This is a genomic window from Alkalibacterium sp. s-m-28 (genome assembly GCF_054658175.1).
On record NZ_BAAGIQ010000011.1, the window covers coordinates 1 to 18475 of the forward strand.

Genomic DNA, 18475 nt, shown 5'->3' on the forward strand with positions numbered 1-18475 from the left:
TTGATTCAAACAGCACTCGAACAATCGGACAATCGGGACGGCTAAAGCCACCCCGTGTCCGAAGCCGATTCATCCCCCACTTTACACTTCGTAAGAAGTGGGGGTCTTCTCGGCTATTTTAGATAAAGCATTCAGATCATTTAAATTCGACAAATAAGCCTGAGGCAAGCGACATATATCGCTTGCCTCGGGCTTATTTTTTTTGAATTAAGGTGTGTGCTTTATTTTTTAAAGATCAAGTCGATCTGTTTATTATCAAAAGCCTGTTCCAAAAGAATCAGCAGTTTAATTCGTGCTTTCGGACCTGAAAGTCCTGGGGCAAATATCACTCCAAGCTCTTTCAAGTGTTTACCTCCGCCTGTATAAGCATAGATATCCTGAGCTATTCCATTAAATGCTCTGGAAGTAATAACGACAGGAATATTTTTTTCAAGAATTTTCTTTAGTCCCGGTAAAGCAGCAGGGGGCAAATTACCAGCACCGAGTGCCTCTATGACCAAGCCGTCCAGATCAGTACTGAGCAGGGCATCAAACAGCGTACTGTCCATACCCGCATAAGACTTAAGCATACAGACGTTCTTATCAGCTTTTTCGATTGGATACGTTTCGTTGAAAATCAGTTTCTGAAAGAACCGAACTTCATGCTTTGAAACGATACCGATCGGTCCGAAAGTGGGGGTTCTGAAAGTAGCAACATTTGTTGTATGTGTTTTTGTAACATACCGCGCTGTATGAATCTCTTCGTTTAGAACAACCAGTACCCCTTTATCTCTCGCATCAAGAGAAAGAGAGGTCCATATAGCATTCTGCAAGTTACGTACGCCGTCTGAACCAAGTTCATCAATAGGGCGCATAGCTCCTGTGAGAACTACAGGAAAAGGAATATCTAGAGTAAGGTCTAGAAAATAGGCTGTTTCTTCAAGTGTATCTGTGCCATGAGTAATGACTGCTCCATCATAAATGTTTTCTTCAGCGGCTTGAATCAGTCTTTTCTGAAGGCTAAGCATATCATGCGGTGTCACATGAGGAGAAGGAAGCTGAAAGATATCCTCTTCAATAATTTCCAGATTTTCTTCAAACAAGTGACTGTACTGGTGTAGCGGATGCTCGTCGCTTGGCTTTACCGCTCCTGTACGCTGGTCTGTACTCATCGAAATGGTTCCGCCAGTGTGAAGTAATAAAATTCGTTTCAATCGCCTAGACCTCTTTTCTAATTGAAATATGGATTTGTCTGTTTTTCGTTACCGATCGTCGTCTGCATGCCATGTCCTGAGTAGACAATGGTATCATCGGAAAGTTTGAAGAGTTCTTTTTTTATTGAGGGAATCAATTTTTCCGGTTCGCTTCCGGGCAGGTCGGTTCTGCCGATACTGCCTTTGAATAAGGCATCGCCTGAAAGAACGAAGCCATCTTTTACAAAAATGAAACTTACGCCGCCAGGAGAATGTCCTGGAGTTGAGACGACTTCAAATGTAAATGGACCGATCGATACGGTTTCTGCAGGATTGAAAGTAAATTCTGCCTCTCTTGCTGTTATTTCATTTGAACCGTAAACAGAAAGGTTTTTAGAGGGATCCCCGAGCCAGTCCACTTCTTCCGGGCTGACATAAACTGGGATATCATAATCGACTCTAAGGTCTTCTAGTGCGCCAATGTGATCATAATGCGTGTGTGTCAACAAGATTGCTAAAGGCCGCGCACCCAGCTCTTCCAGTTCATCCTTGATTTTACTTGTTTCATCCCCAGGATCGACAATAAGTGCATCTGATCCTGAATAGATTAAATAACAGTTTTCCTGGATCACTCCAGTGATGATTTTTCTTACTTGAGTCATAGAATTTCCTCCTCGTCATTCATGTATAAGTATAACTGATTAAGGTAAACCTGTCGAAAAAGATACAATCACTGAGTAAAAAAGAATAAGTGTTTTTTGGCAGGAGGAAGTGTGCTGAATAGAACAACTTGAATATAAATAGTAATAATTTGTTTATGTTATAAAAAATGTTGCAGTTCATAATAAGGTATGCTAGTCTCTTTATTAATATCTTATTAAAAATAATGGATATTTATTATAAAATGTTAATGATTCGATTAAGGAGAAAAGGAGTAGTCAAATGAAAAATAAGTTCACTTCAATTTTAGCAGGATCGATGTCTCTACTATTAGGGATATCTTCCGTATCGTCAATCAGCCAAGTCAGTGCAGAAGGAAACGGTGGGAATTCAGAAGGATCTAGTCCAAAACTTCATCTGGATTCAGATCTGCTGTCGGATGACATTTTAACAGTCATTGTTGAACTTGAAGAAGAAGCGGTCCTTCAGGCAAAACAGCAGGGACGTACTCAGTCTGAGTTCAGATTATCTGTAGAACGGGAACGCATTCTAAATGAATTAGCAGCAGCCGGTGGACAGGCCGAAGTCAATCAGGAATACGATCAGCTTTTCTCAGGCTTTTCTGTCGACCTGTCTGAAAGTGATATCGGTAAGCTTCTGATGATCGAGGGTGTCAAATCAGTCTATCCTGATCAGGAGTATGAAGTGACTGATACACAGCAGTTCGATGTCAACGAAGTCACTCCAGAAATGCTGGACAGCGCACCTTACATAGAGGCTTTTGAAGCCTGGGATACCGGGTACACTGGAAAAGGAGTAACTGTAGCTGTGATTGATACTGGAGTGGATTATACACATCCGGCTCTGGTTCATGCTTTCGGTGACTATAAAGGATGGGATTTTGTAGATAATGACGATGATCCTCAGGAGACCTTGATTGAAGATGTTCTGAATCCGGCTCTGGCAACGAATCACGGGACGCATGTGGCGGGTACCATAGCTGGAAACGGACAGATCAAAGGGGTAGCACCTGATGCGAACCTGCTTGCCTACCGAGTACTTGGTCCGGGAGGAAGCGGAACAACGAGTGATGTCGTCGCTGCGATCGAACGGGCAGTCGAAGATGGGGCAGATATAATGAACCTGTCATTAGGTGCGACGGTCAATAATCCTGACTTCCCTACTTCTATCGCTCTGGACACCGCTATGGGCGAAGGTGTAGTAGCTGTCACTGCTAACGGAAATGCTGGTCCTCAGAACTGGACAGCAGGGTCTCCTTGAACATCAAGAGATGCCATTTCAGTCGGTGCTACACAACTTCCTTACAATGTATTCGAAGCTTCAGTCAACACAGAATCAGCTCAAGTCTTCCCTTCAATTGAAGTGATGGGATATCCTGGTGAAGATGCTCTACTTGCACTAAACGGTCAGACCTTAGAATATGTTTATGCCGGACTGGGCAGTCCTGAGGAATTTGCTTCTCTCGATGTCGAAGGTAAGATTGCCTTGATTCAAAGAGGAGAATATCCATTTGTCGAAAAAGCTCAGAATGCAGCTGAGGCTGGAGCTGTTGGTGCGATCCTTTTCAATAATGTAGCAGGTACTCAGCCTGAAATACCTGGCATGGCAGTTCCGACGTTGATGGCTTCTCTTGAAGATGGACAAAAACTGCTGCAGGATCTGGAGAATGGCTTTAATACAGTGACAATTGAAGCTTCATTTAGTCATATTGTTGGCGAAACAGTGGCAGACTTCTCTTCCAGAGGACCTGTTATGACGAACTGGATGATAAAACCCGATGTGGTCGCACCTGGTGTCAGCATTATCAGTACAGTACCTGGTCCAGCGTATGCATCTCTACAGGGAACAAGTATGGCCGCTCCTCATGTAGCTGGGGCAGCAGCTCTTATCCTTGAAGCTCACCCGGACTGGAGCGTCGATTTTGTTAAGGCTGCTTTAATGAACACAGCTGAACAGCTTACTGACAGAGAGGGTCAAGTGTATCCGCATAATACACAAGGAGCAGGAAGTGTTCGTGTGCTTCAGGCGATCGAGGCTGAAACTCTTATCATTCCTGGCAGTCATTCTTTCGGTGTTTTCGAGAAGCAGAAAGGACGAGAGGTACGAAGACAGAGCTTTGAGATTCATAATCTGTCAGACAGCAGAAAACGTCATACTGTCAGTTTTTCCGGAAACAACGGGATCAAAGTCAGCAACAGCAACAATCTGAATATTCAGGCCGGCAGATCAAATTCATTCAACTTCAATGTACAGGTGGCTGCCTCTAATCTGGAACCGGGTTATGTCGAGGGCACCTTTACAATTAGTGATGGAGTCAAGTCATATGATGTACCGACTATCCTGTTTATTCAGGAACCGGATTTCCCGCTTCTGAATGACGTACAATTCGGTCTGATGGACGGCCTGCTGGTCGGGTTAGCCAATCTGACGACAGATGTCGATCAGTTCTCATTGCGTGTCCGAAATGCTGATACAGGCGAACTGCTGACGGAAACGGCTGTTAGTCAGAACGTACCAAGAGGTGAACATTTCTTCGTCTGGGATATGCTGATCGATGGTCAGCCACTTGGACCAGGAAATTATGCGTTGAATCCTACTGCAGTATTAGGTGGAAGAGAAACTGAACTGGACGGCGCTGTCCTGACAGTTGGACCTTAGGGAACATGATAAATGAACCAGAAGAAGTCCTTACTTCTTCTGTTTTTTTTGAGCATTTCAATTGATATTGTGAGGGATGTATCATAAACTATAGAAAGAACAAATATTTTAGGAGGCGTTTGATCAATGGCAACAGAATCAGTAACAAGTTATCTGAACAATCTGGTAGCAACTCAGGGCCTTTTCTATATTAAACTGCACCAGGCACACTGGTATATAAAAGGACCGGCATTTTTCGAACTGCATGTAAAGCTCGAAGAGTACTATGACGAACTGACAGAACATTTTGACGCAACTGCAGAAAGACTGCTGCAGCTGGGCGGCGAACCGTATTCTACTTTGAAAGAATTTATCGATCACTCAACGATTAAAGAAGCACCAGGTGAGAAGCATTTAGGTGAAGAAGACATGATCGAATCAGTCGTTCATGATTTTGAAACATTGAGAGATGAATTATCTAAAGGAATCGACATGTTTGATGAAGCGAACGATGATGTAACCGTAGATATTCTGACTGAACAGAAAACCTATGTCGACCAGACGATCTGGATGCTGTGGGCGTTTCTAGGAAAAAATGCACTAGGCGAATAACGGGATAGCAAGAAGAGTCAGCATCCGCTGGCTCTTTTTTGATGTGCACAAACACGTTCAGGTATGGTACTATAAAGTATATTTTTTATGATGAGGGATTATGATGAAAGTGATCACACACAGTGAAGAAGAAACAAAAGCACTGGCCAAGCGACTGGCTGATCAGCTGAAACCCGGAATGACGCTCCTTCTCGAAGGACAGCTTGGAGCAGGGAAAACAACTTTTACAAAAGGTATAGCCGAGGCACTAGGTATAAGCAGGGCAGTAAAAAGTCCGACCTACACATTGATAAAGGAATACACAGATGGAAAACTCCCATTATACCACATGGATCTTTATCGACTGGAAGATTCAGAAGATGAGGACCTGGGTCTGGATGATTATTTTTATGGCGAAGGAATCACGGTCGTCGAATGGGGATCATTTATGAAAGAAGATCTTCCTGAAGAATTTATAGCAGTGTCAATCAATACGTCAGACAATCTGAATGACCGTGAAATCAAATTCTCGGCCCAAGGTGACCAGTACAGAGAAGTATTAGAACGATTGGAGTGAGTTTGATATGGTAAAAGAGCAGACACTGGACTGTACTATCAGAGAAGCGATACCGGACGATGCCGAAGCAGTCATCGATCTGCTGAATCGGACAGCCACTCAGACAGGGTTTATGACCCAGGGGGAAGAAGGACTGGGTATCACTGTTGAAGAAGAAGCTGAAGAGCTGGACAAAATTTATCATTCAGATAACAATACAATACTCCTTGCAGTTGTTGATGGACAAGTCATCGGGATTGCTTCGATCCATGCTTCTTCCAAACCGAAGATCAGGCACATTGGAGACATCGGCATTGTGATCGACAAGGATTACTGGGGTATGGGACTGGGTCGACTGATGATGGAAGACCTGATTGACTGGGCACAGGAGTCCGAAGTGATCAAGCGTCTTCAGCTGCAGGTTCAGCACAGGAACACGCGCGGCCGAGCTCTGTATGAGTCTTTAGGTTTCGATCTTGAAGCAATCATGAAATATGGTGTCAAGGACGCTGGTGAATACCTCGATGTTTGTCAGATGAGCAGGTTAGTATTATAGAAAAATGCTGGACATTCCCTAAATGATTGGGGAGTGTCCAGCATTTTTTGCTTTTATGACATTTGGTATGACCTTCCATATTTACGTAACACCGGAATTCAGATGGAAATGGACTCAGATTGAGGGAGCAGTCGCCACAATAGCACCCAGCTCCCGCCGTCATGTTACCTGCTTATTATCCATTCTACTTAATAAAACGGGTCAGCGTTGATTGTCCAAATTCTTTTTCCTGATTCAGAAGAATTGTCGCACACGCTCGTGCATCTTCCAAAGCATGGTGGTGATTAAACGGAATACCATAATAAGCCGCTACTGTGTTCAGTTTATGATTCGGCAGAATTTTAAGCAGAGCCCGGGAGGAACGGACGGTACATAAGGTTTTAAACTGAGGGATCTGTAAGCCGTAATAAGACAATGTGCCAGTTAGGATGCGTTTGTCAAATGGCATATTGTGAGCAATCACCAGTTGGTCTCTAGTGAAGTACTGATTCATTTCATTCCATACTTCAGGAAACTTAGGTGAATCAAGGACATCCGTTTCTCTAATGCCGTGTATCTGAGTGTTGATGCGGTCAAACCAAGTCTCAGGCTGGATCAGTGAATAATACTCGTCGACAATCTCACTGTCTCTTACAATCGTCAATGCCACAGAACAGGCACTGTGTGTCTGGCGGTTGGCTGTTTCAAAATCTATTGCAGTAAAATTCATAAATGCTCCTCTTTATCTTTGTTTATATTAATCATTGTTCAGTATGTCAAAGTATAGCATGACTGTCCCATACTTCAAGCGAACAGACTGCATTAATTGTGTAGATTCTATTACAGAAGGGGTGTTCTTCTCTGACACAAAGTCTGTTTTAAAGAGCTTATCAGTTATCAATCTGACTGATAACAAAACAAATAAAGAAAGCGCTTGTCTGTAATCAATTACATACATTAAGCTTGGCTTGTAAAGAATTTTGCAGACTAAAATTAGGAGGAAGCACACATGGCAAAAGATGGATTGAAAATTGTAACAATCGGTGGAGGGTCCAGTTATACACCTGAACTGATCGAAGGATATATTAAGCGCAAAGACTTACTTCCAATCAGTGAGATCGTACTTGTAGATATCGAAGCCGGTAAACACAAACTGGATATTGTTGGCGCAATGGCCAGACGAATGGTCAAAGCAGCAGGGCTCGACTGGAAAGTTACGCTGACATTAGATAGAAAATCAGCTTTAAAAGATGCTGACTTTGTCACTACACAATTTAGAGTTGGACTTCTGGATGCACGAGTGAAAGATGAGCGTATCCCGTTGTCACATGGCGTACTGGGGCAGGAGACAAATGGAGCCGGGGGAATGTTTAAAGCTTTCCGTACTATTCCCGTTATTCTCGGTATCATTGAAGACATGAAAACACAGTGTCCGGATGCCTGGCTGGTTAACTTCACAAATCCAGCTGGAATGGTAACAGAAGCGGCAATCAAGCATGGTGGATGGAAGAAAACAGTAGGTCTGTGTAATGTGCCGATCGGCCACCGAAAAATGGCTGCCGAAAAACTGGATATCCCGGAAGAAGACTTGTTCTTCAAGTTCGCCGGAATCAACCACTTCCACTGGCACCGTGTCTGGGACAAGCAGGGGCTGGAGCGGACACACGAAGTCATCGATGCGATTTACAAACCGACTGACGAGGATCAGGAAAGCCATCTGAAAAATATTCACAATGCCAGTTTCCATTACGAACAGATCATAGCGCTTGAGATGCTTCCATGCGGTTACCATAGATATTATTATGCAGAAGATGAGATGCTGAAGCACTCGATTGAGGAATTTGAGAAAGGGGAAACCAGAGCTCAAGTTGTTAAGAAAACCGAAGCGAGATTGTTCGAGCTTTACAAGGATCCTGAATTGGATTATAAGCCTGAAGAGCTGTCCCAGCGTGGAGGCACACATTATAGTGATGCAGCGTGTGAAATCATTGCTGCAATTCAAAACGATCTTCGCACAGAAATGGTCGTTTCGACCGAGAATAATGGAACAGTTACAGACCTGCCATATGACTGTGCTGTAGAAGTATCTGGGGTGGTCACGTCTCACGGATTTGAGCCCTATAACTGGGGAACCTTCACTCCTGAAGCGAGAGGCGTCATCCAAAGTATGAAAGGGATGGAAGAAACCGTCATCCGTGCTGCAATCGATGGAGACTATAATCGTGCATTAAGTGCATTTATCGTCAACCCGCTAGTGCCAGGAGGAGTCGTTGCAAAAGATATACTTGATCAGATGCTTTATGCTCACAAAGATCATCTGCCTCAGTTTGCAGATAAAATCAGAGAGATTGAAGAGAACCAACCAGATACAGTCAATTATGTCGACGAGCTGATGAAAAGTAATTAAACTAAAACAGTGCGGCTCCCTGTAATAAGGGAAACGCACTGTTTTTTTGATAACATGAATTTATTTAAATGGCAGAACTTTCTTTCTCAGCTCCATGATGACTGTCGTGCTGAGGGCAAGTCCGGCAGCGATAGCCCACTGCACAAATCCAAATGAGTCAGGAATCGAGAAGACTCCTCTGACACTAGGAAGTAGTGTTAGACTATACAAGCCAGAACAGACAACGAAAGCGATCAGGACAAATTTATTTTTAAAGAAGCCTGCTTCCACACTCGTCTGAGTGATAGATCGAGCAGGAAAGACTTGCAGGGTACGAGCCAGAATCAGGGTAGTAAAGGCCATGGCGACACTAATTTCAGGTGTATAGTTCAGCAGCCCTATAAACTGAGAAATAATGACAGCCAGCCCGATCAGACTTCCTCTGAATATGACAGTCTGAAGTGTTTGACCGGAGAAAATCGTTTCATCTGGATCTCTCGGTTTTTCTTTCATGACATTCGGTTCTTTAGGTTCGAGACCTAACGCAATTGCAGGCAGTGAATCATTGGCCAGATTGATGAACAGCAGCTGCAGCGCCGTAAATGGACTGATCCAGTTCATAATCAAAGCAAACAGGATAGCAATAACAGCTCCAAGGTTACCGGAGAAAAGATAAGCGATAGCTTTCTTAATGTTGGTGTAAATCGTTCGACCAACAGCTACTGCCTTGACGATCGAAACGAAGTTGTCGTCTGTGAGGATCATATCTGAAGCATCTTTAGCGACATCAGTTCCACTGCCCATGGCTATTCCTATATCGGCCTGTTTAAGGGCGGGTGCATCATTGACGCCGTCACCTGTCATCGCAGTTATCTGGTTTTTATCCTGCCAAGCATTTACAATACGTATTTTGTTTTCAGGTGTGACTCGAGCGTAGACAGTGATTTTTTCCAGGGTTTCCATTAGTTCATTATCAGACAAGGCATCCAATTCCTGCCCGGTAAGTGCCAGGTCGCCTTCACTGGAAATATTCAGATCTCTGGCGATTGCCCGTGCAGTCGTTTTATGGTCTCCTGTAATCATAATTGTCTTGATTCCTGCAGCAGTAGCATCTTCTACTGCGTGGTAGACTTCCTGACGAGGAGGATCGATCATAGCCAGCAGTCCAACAAAAATCAGATCATTTTCGTCCTCCACATCAATGTCTTCTTTATCGATTGGCTTATAGGCAAAAGCCAGTACACGCATAGCCTGATCAGAAAAGTACTCGTTCTGCTCCACCAGTTCTTTTTGAAGCTCTTCGGTTAAGTAGACGACTTCCCCGTTCATTTTAATTTTTGAACAGAGAGAGAAGATGACATCTGGGCCGCCTTTGACCAGAAGCCTTTTTTCTCCATCAATCTCATGCACAGTAGACATGCGTTTACGGCTGGAATCAAACGGCAGTTCTGCAAGACGTGGGTAGGTTTTACGTACAGTGTCGTAAGGCAGATTTTGTTTATTACTGTATGCGATCAGTGCAACTTCAGTGGGATCGCCACTTGATTCTCCGTTTTCACTTAATGTGGAGTCATTCGTCAGGGTCGCGACCTGCATCAGGATCTGTTCGGACTCAGTCCATTTTTCAGGATCACCGGAGAACAGATTGGATTCACCATTTGGAATGTAGGCATCGACCACAGTCATTTTATTTTGAGTCAAGGTACCTGTTTTGTCTGTACAAATCACACTGGTGGATCCGAGCGTTTCTACGGCTGGAAGCTGTCTGATGATGGCATGCTGTTTAGCCATCTTATTTGTACCCACTGAGAGAACGATGGTCACGATCGACCGCAGAGCTTCAGGAATGGCAGCAACAGCGACAGCAACGGCAAACATAAATGCATCCAACAATGGGACTGTAATATCTTCAGCATTACCTAAGAAGATACGCCCTGCTTGAATAGCGAATATGAGAATAGACAGAAGCAGGATAGCCCAGCCCAGTTTCTTACTGAAGTGTTCCAGTTTACGCTGCAGAGGCGTCTGTTTGGAAGAAGCGCCTTGAATCAGCTGAGCCACTTTCCCCATTTCAGTGGACTCTCCGATTGCAGTGACGACAAAGTTCCCTCGTCCGTAAGTGACCAGCGTTCCACTGTAGACCATATTGATTCGGTCGGCAAGAGGCGTATCTTCAGCCAGCTCATTTGTTCTTTTTTCAGATGAAACTGATTCCCCAGTCAGCGACCCCTCCTGGACTTGAAGCGATTCAGCTTCTACCAGGCGACCGTCGGCAGGAATATTATCTCCCGCTTCCAGTACAACAATATCACCCACTGTGATGTTTTTAGCTTCGATCGATTGAGTCGATCCATCTCTCAGTACTTTGGCGCTGGGTGATGCCATCTTACGAAGAGATTCCAATGAATCTTCCGCTTTTTTTGTCTGCACGACACTTAGAAGAGAGTTCAGTATCAGAACTGTAAAAATGATCAGTGGTTCGAGCTGTTCGCCGATCAGGACCTGAATGATGGCCACGATCAGCAGAACGATGACCATAGGATCCTTGAACGATTCGATAAATAGGGAGAGAATCGAGCGTCGATCCTTTTGAGCAATTTCGTTTAAGCCATACTGCTCCAGGCGACTGGTTACCTCCTTTGTAGTCAGCCCTTCACGGGAAGCATTCAGTTCTGTTAGAACTTCTTCACTCTTACGTTTATAGTAATCCATCTAATTATCCTTTCTACTAATCGGAAGCAATAGATAAAAAAAGACGCATACGGAAGGCCTATTCCGTATACGTCTCACAATTTAATGCAGCACCAGCAGATGAGTCATCTACGATTGGTGGCACTGCAACAGAAAATATCCTGCCTGTTACTCCCGTACAGTATTCATTTGTCCTGATAATTATAATCCCTCTTAACTAAAATAGCAACAATTAAATATCCTGTAAACTTTTATGAGGAGATTTGTCTGACTATCAGTCATGCGAGCACTTTAAACCTGATGTTATCAGCCCACTGTTAATGATGATTTTAGTACGCTGGATTAACCGAATTAAAACGAGGTGAACACATGACCCAGTTGCTTTTAAAAATAAGAAACTGCACGAACAGTTTAAAAATCACTCTCGCAGCACTTTTGATCATCCTGATTGGAGGAGTTCTTCTTTCTTTGCCAATAAGTCATCAATCTGGACAAGAAGGGTCTGTTTTCGATCGTTTTTTACATCTGCTTCACTTGTGTCGATCAACAGCTTTTGATACATTGGGAGAAGAGTTGACGCATTGTTATACAGAAGTTCTAAGGATAGATAAAAAGCAGGACAATCTGGATGCATGTAAGATCTTTCTTCCGGAAGCTGAACCTGAAGATTGATCCGACTGTCGAGCTTAAGGAGGACAAGCACTACTTAGGTATCGTCCAAAAGGATTATTTTGACAGATTTGCAGAAGAAACCTCTTTAGGCTATGATTTAAGACTTGACGATTAGATGACAATTCCCGGTAATTGTACACATTCAGACGCATTAGTGTTAAAATTAGTGTGATTTGCATGCTAACAAGATCCGAATGCCATCAAGTCATGAAATTGGATCCGTGGCAGATCATTAAAGGATCCAGGCGTTAACGAGAGGACAATCGATTATAATGAATGTAAAAAAACTTAAAAAGTATTTTCCAAACGCAACAATAAAAGAGAATGAACCTTTATCTAAATATACTTATACTAAAACAGGTGGACCGGCAGATGCACTGATCTTTCCGAAAACGAAAGAAGAAGTTCAGGCATTGGTTAAATGGTTATATGAGCAGAGCTGGCCAGTCACTATTCTTGGGAATGCCAGCAACCTTATTGTGAAAGATGGGGGAATCCGTGGGGCTGTCATCATTCTGACGGACATGAACCAGATCATAGTAAAAGAGAACAGCATTAGAGTACTAACGGGTGCACCTCTTATCGAAGTCAGTAAACGGGCGTATCAGTCCAGTCTTACCGGACTTGAGTTCGCCTGTGGAATCCCGGGAAGCATTGGTGGGGCAGTATACATGAATGCTGGAGCTTACGGCGGGGAAGTGAGAGAAGTGATCCGTAAAGTCACGGTCCTTACCCGTGACGGCGAAATTTTCGAACGGACGAATGACGAAATGGAATTTTCTTATCGTCACAGCAAGCTTCAGGAGACAGATGAAATCGCGCTGGAAGTCGTATTTGAGCTGACAGAAGGCGATCCTGAAGCGATCAAAGAGAAGATGGATGAGCTGACCTATCTCAGAACATCCAAACAGCCGCTCGAATACCCATCCTGCGGGTCTGTCTTCAAGCGTCCTACAGGCTACTTCACAGGTAAACTGATTCAGGATGCCGGCCTTCAGGGACTGAAATGGGGAGGCGCACAAGTATCCACTAAACATGCCGGATTTATTGTCAATATTGACAATGCGACAGCCACGGATTATATTGAGCTGATCGAACACATTAAGGAAGTCATTCTGGATAAATATGGCGTCCAGCTGGAAACAGAAGTGAAAATAATTGGCGAAGACCATCCTGCTGTTATCGGGAGCAATGACACATTGATAAAAAAAGCGACTAGCAGTTTCAAGGCTAAACTTGAAACGATCATGCCTTTGACAGAAGAAAATTAAATGAAAGAGCAGCTGGTGACCACAAAGCGGTGAGACGTCGTTAACAGGTTGCAGGCTGCTCTTTAACATTGGACAGAAGGAGGGAAATCAGATGAAAATTGGTGTTATCGGACTAGGAACTATTGCCCAGAAAGCTTATCTCCCACTCTATACGACTCGTTTTGCCGAGCATGAGTGGCACTTTTCTACACGCAGTCAGGATAAGCTGCAGGAACTGGGGAGACAGTACGGCTTATCTCCTGAGCAGCTGCATACATCCTGGAGAGACTTGACGGAGATAGTGGATGCCGTGTGCATACATACCCCGACTCATACGCACTATGAGATGGTCTCTTATTTTCTGGATCATTCGATACCAGTGCTGATCGACAAGCCACTGACAGAAGAACTGGATAAGACTAAAGAGCTGATGAATCTGGCTGAAGAGAAACAGGTACCGTTAATGATCGGATTTAATCGCCGCTTTGCACCCAATGTAAGGGAACTGGCTGATGTTAAAGATGGAAATATGCTGATCGTTCAGAAGAATCAGTCTGATGCCACAGACTTTCCGGTCAGATACCGTATCTTCGATATGATGATTCATCCAATTGATACAGCGGTCTTTTTGTTAAATGACCAGCATATCGACGTAGTAGATTCTGAAGTTGTCGAAGAAGGAGGCCAGTTCAAGCGTGCGTGTGTCATGCTTAGAACGAAACAGATGACTGCACTGGTTTCTATAAATAATGAATCAGGAGCTAAAAGAGAGACACTTGAACTTCAAAGTGCTTCAGGAACATACACAGTTGAAGACCTCACGGATTTATCGATTTACACTAAAGAAGGAAGGCTCACTCAAATTACCGGCGACTGGACTGGCACACTGGTAAAAAGAGGCTTTGAACCAATGATCCAGTCATTTCTGGAAACTCTGGAGAAGAAGGGAGCTGTTCCTGTATCGCTTGACTCCGCACTGGTCAGCCATTTCATATGCGAGTCAATCTGCTTGAAGTATGAAAAGGAACAGTGGTAATACCTTAAGTTCCGTCGTATGCGCAGCAATATTGAAATGACAAAAAAGAATCGCTGCAGTTGGCTTATTTTCCACTTGATTCTCCGCCAGATAAAATGAATGACCGATGGCATCACTTTTTAAACATATTTAGTGACTATTATAAGAAAAACAACTGAATAAATATTGCTTTTCACCCCTTAATCGCTATAATTATAAAGGTTAATTAAATCGGTTATAAAGGGGTGTTTTTTGTTGACTGAAGAGATAATTGTTTCCTTCGATCAGGTAGAAAAAAAATATGATAAAGAGAGTGTCTTAAAGACCATTTCGTTTGAATTGGAGAAAGGAAAATTTTATACCTTGCTCGGTCCTTCAGGATGTGGAAAGTCGACAATATTGAATCTGATCGCCGGATTTACATCACCTACTGAAGGATACATTCGAATTAATGGAGAAGAAACAAAAAACACACCTCCAAATAAAAGAAAAGTCAATACAGTTTTTCAGGACTATGCCTTGTTCCCCCACATGAATGTTTTCGATAATGTGGCTTTTGGGTTGAAAATGAAAAAATTGAACAAACAGGACATCAGTGAGAAGGTCAGTGACGTGCTCAAACTCGTCAGACTGGCTGGCTTTGAAGAACGGGGAATAGCTGAGATGTCCGGTGGGCAGAAACAGCGAGTAGCGATTGCCCGGGCTCTTGTAAACGAACCGGACATGCTGCTGCTGGATGAGCCGTTATCCGCATTGGATTTGAAACTGCGTACAGATATGCAGTATGAACTGCGTGAACTTCAGCGGCGTCTTGGAATTACTTTTCTTTTTGTTACTCATGATCAGGAAGAAGCTCTGGCGATGAGTGATGAAATCATGGTTATGAAAGAAGGCGAAATCATCCAGACTGGTACGCCAAATGATATTTACGATGAGCCGATCAACCGATATGTGGCTGACTTTATCGGGGAAAGCAATATTGTAGAAGGCCGTATGGTTGAGGATTATGTTGTGTCATTTGCCGGCAAACGTTTCGCGTGTGTTGACGGAGGCATGACATCTAATGAGAAAGTTGATGTTGTGATTCGTCCGGAAGATCTGGTAGTAAGTCAGGCTGATGAAGGAGATCTGCAGATCAGTGTTCAAAGTCAGTTGTTCAGAGGGGTCCATTATGAGATCGTTGGACTGGATGATAAAGGAAACAGCTGGATGGTCCACTCCACGAAGAAGACAGAAATCGGCAAACGAGTCGGTCTTCAATTTGATCCACAAGATATCCACATCATGCGTATAAATGAAACGGAAGAAGCTTTCGATGAGCGGATCGAGCAGTTTTCCGGATTATCCTCGACATCAGAGGTGAGAGGAGAAGGGGCGAATGACTAGACAGCGCAAACTTCTTTCGATCCCTTATTACCTGTGGATCGTTTTATTCGTCGTTTTCCCCGTTCTGTTACTGCTTGTACAGTCATTCCGGGGGCTTGACGGATCATTTACACTGACGAACATACAAACTTATTTTACGTCTCAAGTCTATCTGACGATGACGATGCAGTCGTTTTTATATGCTTTCCTGATTACCGTACTCACACTGGCGATCAGTTATCCGGCTGCTTACTTCCTGACGCAGACTAAGCACAAACAATTATGGCTGCTGATCCTGATTTTGCCGACGTGGATGAATATCTTGCTGAAAGCTTACGCCTTTATCGGCATTCTCAGTCAGACAGGATTTGTGAATCAGCTCCTGGAAACTATAGGTATTGGAGCGCAGCCGCTGCTCTTTACTAGACTCAGTTTTCTGATCGTGGCTACTTACATCGAAATTCCGTTCATGCTTCTTCCGGTCTTCAATGCCATTGACGAAATCGATGGTTCTTGCCAGCCGGGATCTGGGGGCCAATGAGTGGCAGACGTTTAGATCTGTGATTTTTCCGATATCTCTGTCTGGTGTGAGAAGTGGGATCCAGGCCGTATTCATTCCTTCCTTGTCTCTTTTCATGCTGACTAGACTAATCGCGGGGAACCGTGTCATTACTCTGGGTACAGCAATCGAACAGAACTTTCTGGTTACACAGAACTGGGGAATGGGATCAACGATGGGCATTATCCTGATTCTGATCATGTTTGCGGTTATGTTCGTGACACGAAAACGAAGAAAGGGAGTGCCGAGAAGATGACCAAGAATAAAAACTGGGCAAAGCTCTATTTATTCGTCGTATTCATTCTGCTGTATACACCCATTGTCTATTTAATATACTATTCCTTTAATGAAGCGGGAACGATGAACCAGTTCAGCGGATTTACACTGGAACACTATGCAGCATTGGCAGAAGACTCAAGACTGCTGATTATTGCACTGGACACGATCAGAGTGGCTCTCTTGTCAGCTCTTATTGCAACAGTGATCGGGACATCTGGTGCTATTGGTATCTACTTTTCCAGAAGACGTCAGACTCAAAACGTGCTTCTGAGTCTGAATAATATTCTTCTGGTTTCACCTGATGTAATTATAGGAGCAAGTTTCCTGCTGCTCTTTACTTTAGTAGGGTTTCAGCTGGGTTTTTACTCCGTACTCCTTTCTCATATTGCCTTCAGTATTCCTATCGTCGTTCTGATGGTCCTTCCTAGGTTGGAAGAAATGAACGAAAACATGATTACGGCTGCCAGAGACCTTGGAGCCAATCATTTCCAGGTCCTCAAGGAGATTATTCTTCCGAGCATTACGCCTGGGATATTGGCCGGTTACTTTATGGCGTTTACCTACTCGATTGATGATTTTGCGGTGACCTTTTTTGTAACAGGGAACGGCTTTGCGACATTGTCTGTAGAAATTTATTCCAGGGCACGACAAGGTGTCAGTCTGGAAATTAACGCGTTAAGTACGATCCTCTTCCTTGTTGCATTCAGCCTTGTTGCCGGATACTATTTCATCCAGAAACAGCGTACACGACAGAAACTGGCCCACACGGATCCGACAAATCATGAAAAGGCGGTGACACCATAATGAAAAAACTGATTAATTTGTCACTGGTTATTATTGGACTCACAACAGCTGCTTTCATGGGAGGACGTTACATCGATCAGGCTCAGGGCACAAGTGGTGCTGATGTTTTCCACTTGTACAACTGGGGGGATTATATCGATTCCGATCTGATCGAGCAGTTTGAAGAAGAGACTGGGTACCGCGTTGTCTACGAAACGTTCGACTCTAATGAAGCCATGTACACTAAGGTACAGCAGGGCGGGACGAGGTATGACCTGGCGATTCCAAGTGAATACATGATCGAGCGGATGATTGAAGAAAACTTAGTCATGGAACTTGACCATTCTAGAATCAAGGGCCTGGAACACATCGATCCTGATTTTCTCGATCTGAACTTTGATCCGGGGAACCGTTACTCCATTCCTTATTTCTGGGGAACACTCGGAATAGCCTACAACGAAGACCTGCTGGAAGGTTTTGAACCGGAAAGCTGGGAAGACCTGTACCGTCCTGAATTGGCAGACAGTATCCTGATGATTGACGGGGCCCGGGAAGTTATAGGAATAGGCCTTCAGACTTTAGGCTATTCACTCAATTCAAGAGACTCATCCGAACTTCAGCAAGCAGCCGACCAGCTGACTGAACTATCACCAAATATCAAGGCACTGGTGGCTGACGAAATTAAGATGTATATGATCCAGGAAGAGGCTGCGATTGCGGTCACTTATTCTGGAGAAGCTGCAGATATGATGTGGGAGAACGAATCCATCGTCTATATTCTACCCGAAGAAGGATCGAATCTCTGGTTCGACAATATGGTGATTCCACACACTGTACAGAATGAAGAAGCGGCGTATGCTTTCATCAACTTCATGCTCACCCCTGAAATAGCTGCCCAGAACGCAGACTATATCGGTTACAGCACACCAAACCAGACGGCAATGGACTACCTGCCTGAAGAAACAGTTGAAGACGAGCAGTTCTATCCGAGCCAGGATATGATGGACAATCTAGAAGTATATGAAGACCTCGGTCTGGAATACACCGGTATCTACAATGACCTGTTTCTGGAGTTTAAAATGATTAAATAAAGTTAGTTTAAGAAGTAGGACTTAATCATCAAGTCTTGCTTCTTTTTTCTATGCTATAATTTAGTTAACTAGTGTTGCATAAAACTGAAAATCACTGTTACTTTTTTATTGGTAATTAAATCACATGTAGTGTTCGTTAAAAATTTCAAAAAAGTCAAATGCTGGCGCAGCGGATGACTTTTTCCAGTTTTAAATTCGGATTGACAAGTTGC

Annotated in this window: 16 protein-coding genes and 1 pseudogene; 13 read left to right on the forward strand and 4 right to left on the reverse strand. The window is 43.7% G+C overall.

The window, feature by feature from the left end; all coding sequences use genetic code 11:
- Positions 1-221 precede the first annotated feature (221 nt).
- Together ACYQ4S_RS02995 and ACYQ4S_RS03000 are read right to left on the reverse strand one after the other, a co-directional pair.
- On the reverse strand, positions 222-1193 hold the full coding sequence (locus ACYQ4S_RS02995; RefSeq protein WP_346023845.1) for an asparaginase: 972 nt from the start codon (positions 1191-1193) through the stop codon (positions 222-224).
- 17 nt (positions 1194-1210) lie between these two features.
- Complete coding sequence (locus ACYQ4S_RS03000) at positions 1211-1834, reverse strand: MBL fold metallo-hydrolase (protein WP_346023846.1); 624 nt, start codon at positions 1832-1834, stop codon at positions 1211-1213.
- 280 nt (positions 1835-2114) lie between these two features.
- Here ACYQ4S_RS03000 and ACYQ4S_RS03005 point away from each other — a divergent pair, with 280 nt between their 5' ends.
- The 5 genes from ACYQ4S_RS03005 to ACYQ4S_RS03025 all read left to right on the forward strand — a co-directional run bounded on the left by ACYQ4S_RS03005 (position 2115) and on the right by ACYQ4S_RS03025 (position 6193).
- On the forward strand, positions 2115-3113 hold the full coding sequence (locus ACYQ4S_RS03005; protein ID WP_459769283.1) for a S8 family serine peptidase: 999 nt from the start codon (positions 2115-2117) through the stop codon (positions 3111-3113).
- Between the two features lie 105 nt (positions 3114-3218).
- Positions 3219-4511, forward strand: a complete 1293-nt coding sequence (locus ACYQ4S_RS03010; protein WP_459769285.1) for a S8 family serine peptidase — start codon at positions 3219-3221, stop codon at positions 4509-4511.
- A 126-nt stretch (positions 4512-4637) separates the two neighbouring features.
- Positions 4638-5102: a Dps family protein gene (locus ACYQ4S_RS03015; protein ID WP_091268538.1), complete on the forward strand. Its 465-nt coding sequence runs from the start codon at positions 4638-4640 to the stop codon at positions 5100-5102.
- 100 nt (positions 5103-5202) lie between these two features.
- Complete coding sequence (gene tsaE / locus ACYQ4S_RS03020) at positions 5203-5658, forward strand: tRNA (adenosine(37)-N6)-threonylcarbamoyltransferase complex ATPase subunit type 1 TsaE (protein WP_459769287.1); 456 nt, start codon at positions 5203-5205, stop codon at positions 5656-5658.
- Between the two features lie 7 nt (positions 5659-5665).
- Entirely contained in the window at positions 5666-6193 is a 528-nt protein-coding gene (locus ACYQ4S_RS03025) for a GNAT family N-acetyltransferase (RefSeq protein ID WP_346023849.1), read from the forward strand.
- A gap of 184 nt (positions 6194-6377) precedes the next feature.
- On the opposite strand, the gene ACYQ4S_RS03030 is transcribed toward ACYQ4S_RS03025, so the two are convergent.
- The gene (locus ACYQ4S_RS03030) at positions 6378-6902 is read right to left on the reverse strand and encodes a 3'-5' exonuclease (RefSeq protein ID WP_346023850.1); all 525 of its coding nucleotides are present in this window, start codon (positions 6900-6902) and stop codon (positions 6378-6380) included.
- Between the two features lie 279 nt (positions 6903-7181).
- Here ACYQ4S_RS03030 and ACYQ4S_RS03035 point away from each other — a divergent pair, with 279 nt between their 5' ends.
- Positions 7182-8579: a 6-phospho-beta-glucosidase gene (locus ACYQ4S_RS03035; RefSeq protein WP_346023851.1), complete on the forward strand. Its 1398-nt coding sequence runs from the start codon at positions 7182-7184 to the stop codon at positions 8577-8579.
- A 60-nt stretch (positions 8580-8639) separates the two neighbouring features.
- On the opposite strand, the gene ACYQ4S_RS03040 is transcribed toward ACYQ4S_RS03035, so the two are convergent.
- Positions 8640-11270 (reverse strand): calcium-translocating P-type ATPase, PMCA-type, encoded by a 2631-nt coding sequence (locus ACYQ4S_RS03040; protein WP_346023852.1) that lies wholly within the window; start codon positions 11268-11270, stop codon positions 8640-8642.
- Between the two features lie 348 nt (positions 11271-11618).
- Here ACYQ4S_RS03040 and ACYQ4S_RS03045 point away from each other — a divergent pair, with 348 nt between their 5' ends.
- From ACYQ4S_RS03045 to ACYQ4S_RS03075, 7 genes and pseudogenes are all read left to right on the forward strand, one after another.
- Positions 11619-11921, forward strand: a complete 303-nt coding sequence (locus ACYQ4S_RS03045) for a hypothetical protein (RefSeq protein ID WP_346023853.1) — start codon at positions 11619-11621, stop codon at positions 11919-11921.
- A gap of 272 nt (positions 11922-12193) precedes the next feature.
- The gene (gene murB, locus ACYQ4S_RS03050) at positions 12194-13192 is read left to right on the forward strand and encodes a UDP-N-acetylmuramate dehydrogenase (RefSeq protein ID WP_459769290.1); all 999 of its coding nucleotides are present in this window, start codon (positions 12194-12196) and stop codon (positions 13190-13192) included.
- Positions 13193-13283: 91 nt separating this feature from the next.
- Positions 13284-14207, forward strand: a complete 924-nt coding sequence (locus tag ACYQ4S_RS03055; protein ID WP_459769291.1) for a Gfo/Idh/MocA family protein — start codon at positions 13284-13286, stop codon at positions 14205-14207.
- A gap of 234 nt (positions 14208-14441) precedes the next feature.
- Entirely contained in the window at positions 14442-15572 is a 1131-nt protein-coding gene (locus ACYQ4S_RS03060; protein ID WP_459769292.1) for an ABC transporter ATP-binding protein, read from the forward strand.
- Positions 15565-16366, forward strand: a pseudogene (locus ACYQ4S_RS03065) (ABC transporter permease). Before ACYQ4S_RS03060 ends, ACYQ4S_RS03065 begins: the two are co-directional and overlap by 8 nt.
- The gene (locus tag ACYQ4S_RS03070) at positions 16363-17193 is read left to right on the forward strand and encodes an ABC transporter permease (RefSeq protein ID WP_459769293.1); all 831 of its coding nucleotides are present in this window, start codon (positions 16363-16365) and stop codon (positions 17191-17193) included. Before ACYQ4S_RS03065 ends, ACYQ4S_RS03070 begins: the two are co-directional and overlap by 4 nt.
- Positions 17193-18263, forward strand: coding sequence for an ABC transporter substrate-binding protein (locus tag ACYQ4S_RS03075; RefSeq protein WP_459769295.1), 1071 nt, complete (start codon positions 17193-17195; stop codon positions 18261-18263). The genes ACYQ4S_RS03070 and ACYQ4S_RS03075 overlap by 1 nt, the downstream gene beginning before the upstream one ends.
- Positions 18264-18475: the final 212 nt, after the last annotated feature.

Bases quoted from the DNA above. Each gene is read 5' to 3' on its own strand.
- ACYQ4S_RS03000 (WP_346023846.1), bottom strand. From the start codon at position 1,834: ATGACTCAAGTAAGAAAAATCATCACTGGAGTGATCCAGGAAAACTGT.
- ACYQ4S_RS03005 (WP_459769283.1), top strand. From the start codon at position 2,115: ATGAAAAATAAGTTCACTTCAATTTTAGCAGGATCGATGTCTCTACTA.
- ACYQ4S_RS03010 (WP_459769285.1), top strand. From the start codon at position 3,219: ATGGGATATCCTGGTGAAGATGCTCTACTTGCACTAAACGGTCAGACC.
- ACYQ4S_RS03015 (WP_091268538.1), top strand. From the start codon at position 4,638: ATGGCAACAGAATCAGTAACAAGTTATCTGAACAATCTGGTAGCAACT.
- tsaE (WP_459769287.1), top strand. From the start codon at position 5,203: ATGATGAAAGTGATCACACACAGTGAAGAAGAAACAAAAGCACTGGCC.
- ACYQ4S_RS03025 (WP_346023849.1), top strand. From the start codon at position 5,666: ATGGTAAAAGAGCAGACACTGGACTGTACTATCAGAGAAGCGATACCG.
- ACYQ4S_RS03030 (WP_346023850.1), bottom strand. From the start codon at position 6,902: ATGAATTTTACTGCAATAGATTTTGAAACAGCCAACCGCCAGACACAC.
- ACYQ4S_RS03035 (WP_346023851.1), top strand. From the start codon at position 7,182: ATGGCAAAAGATGGATTGAAAATTGTAACAATCGGTGGAGGGTCCAGT.
- ACYQ4S_RS03040 (WP_346023852.1), bottom strand. From the start codon at position 11,270: ATGGATTACTATAAACGTAAGAGTGAAGAAGTTCTAACAGAACTGAAT.
- ACYQ4S_RS03045 (WP_346023853.1), top strand. From the start codon at position 11,619: ATGACCCAGTTGCTTTTAAAAATAAGAAACTGCACGAACAGTTTAAAA.
- murB (WP_459769290.1), top strand. From the start codon at position 12,194: ATGAATGTAAAAAAACTTAAAAAGTATTTTCCAAACGCAACAATAAAA.
- ACYQ4S_RS03055 (WP_459769291.1), top strand. From the start codon at position 13,284: ATGAAAATTGGTGTTATCGGACTAGGAACTATTGCCCAGAAAGCTTAT.
- ACYQ4S_RS03070 (WP_459769293.1), top strand. From the start codon at position 16,363: ATGACCAAGAATAAAAACTGGGCAAAGCTCTATTTATTCGTCGTATTC.
- ACYQ4S_RS03075 (WP_459769295.1), top strand. From the start codon at position 17,193: ATGAAAAAACTGATTAATTTGTCACTGGTTATTATTGGACTCACAACA.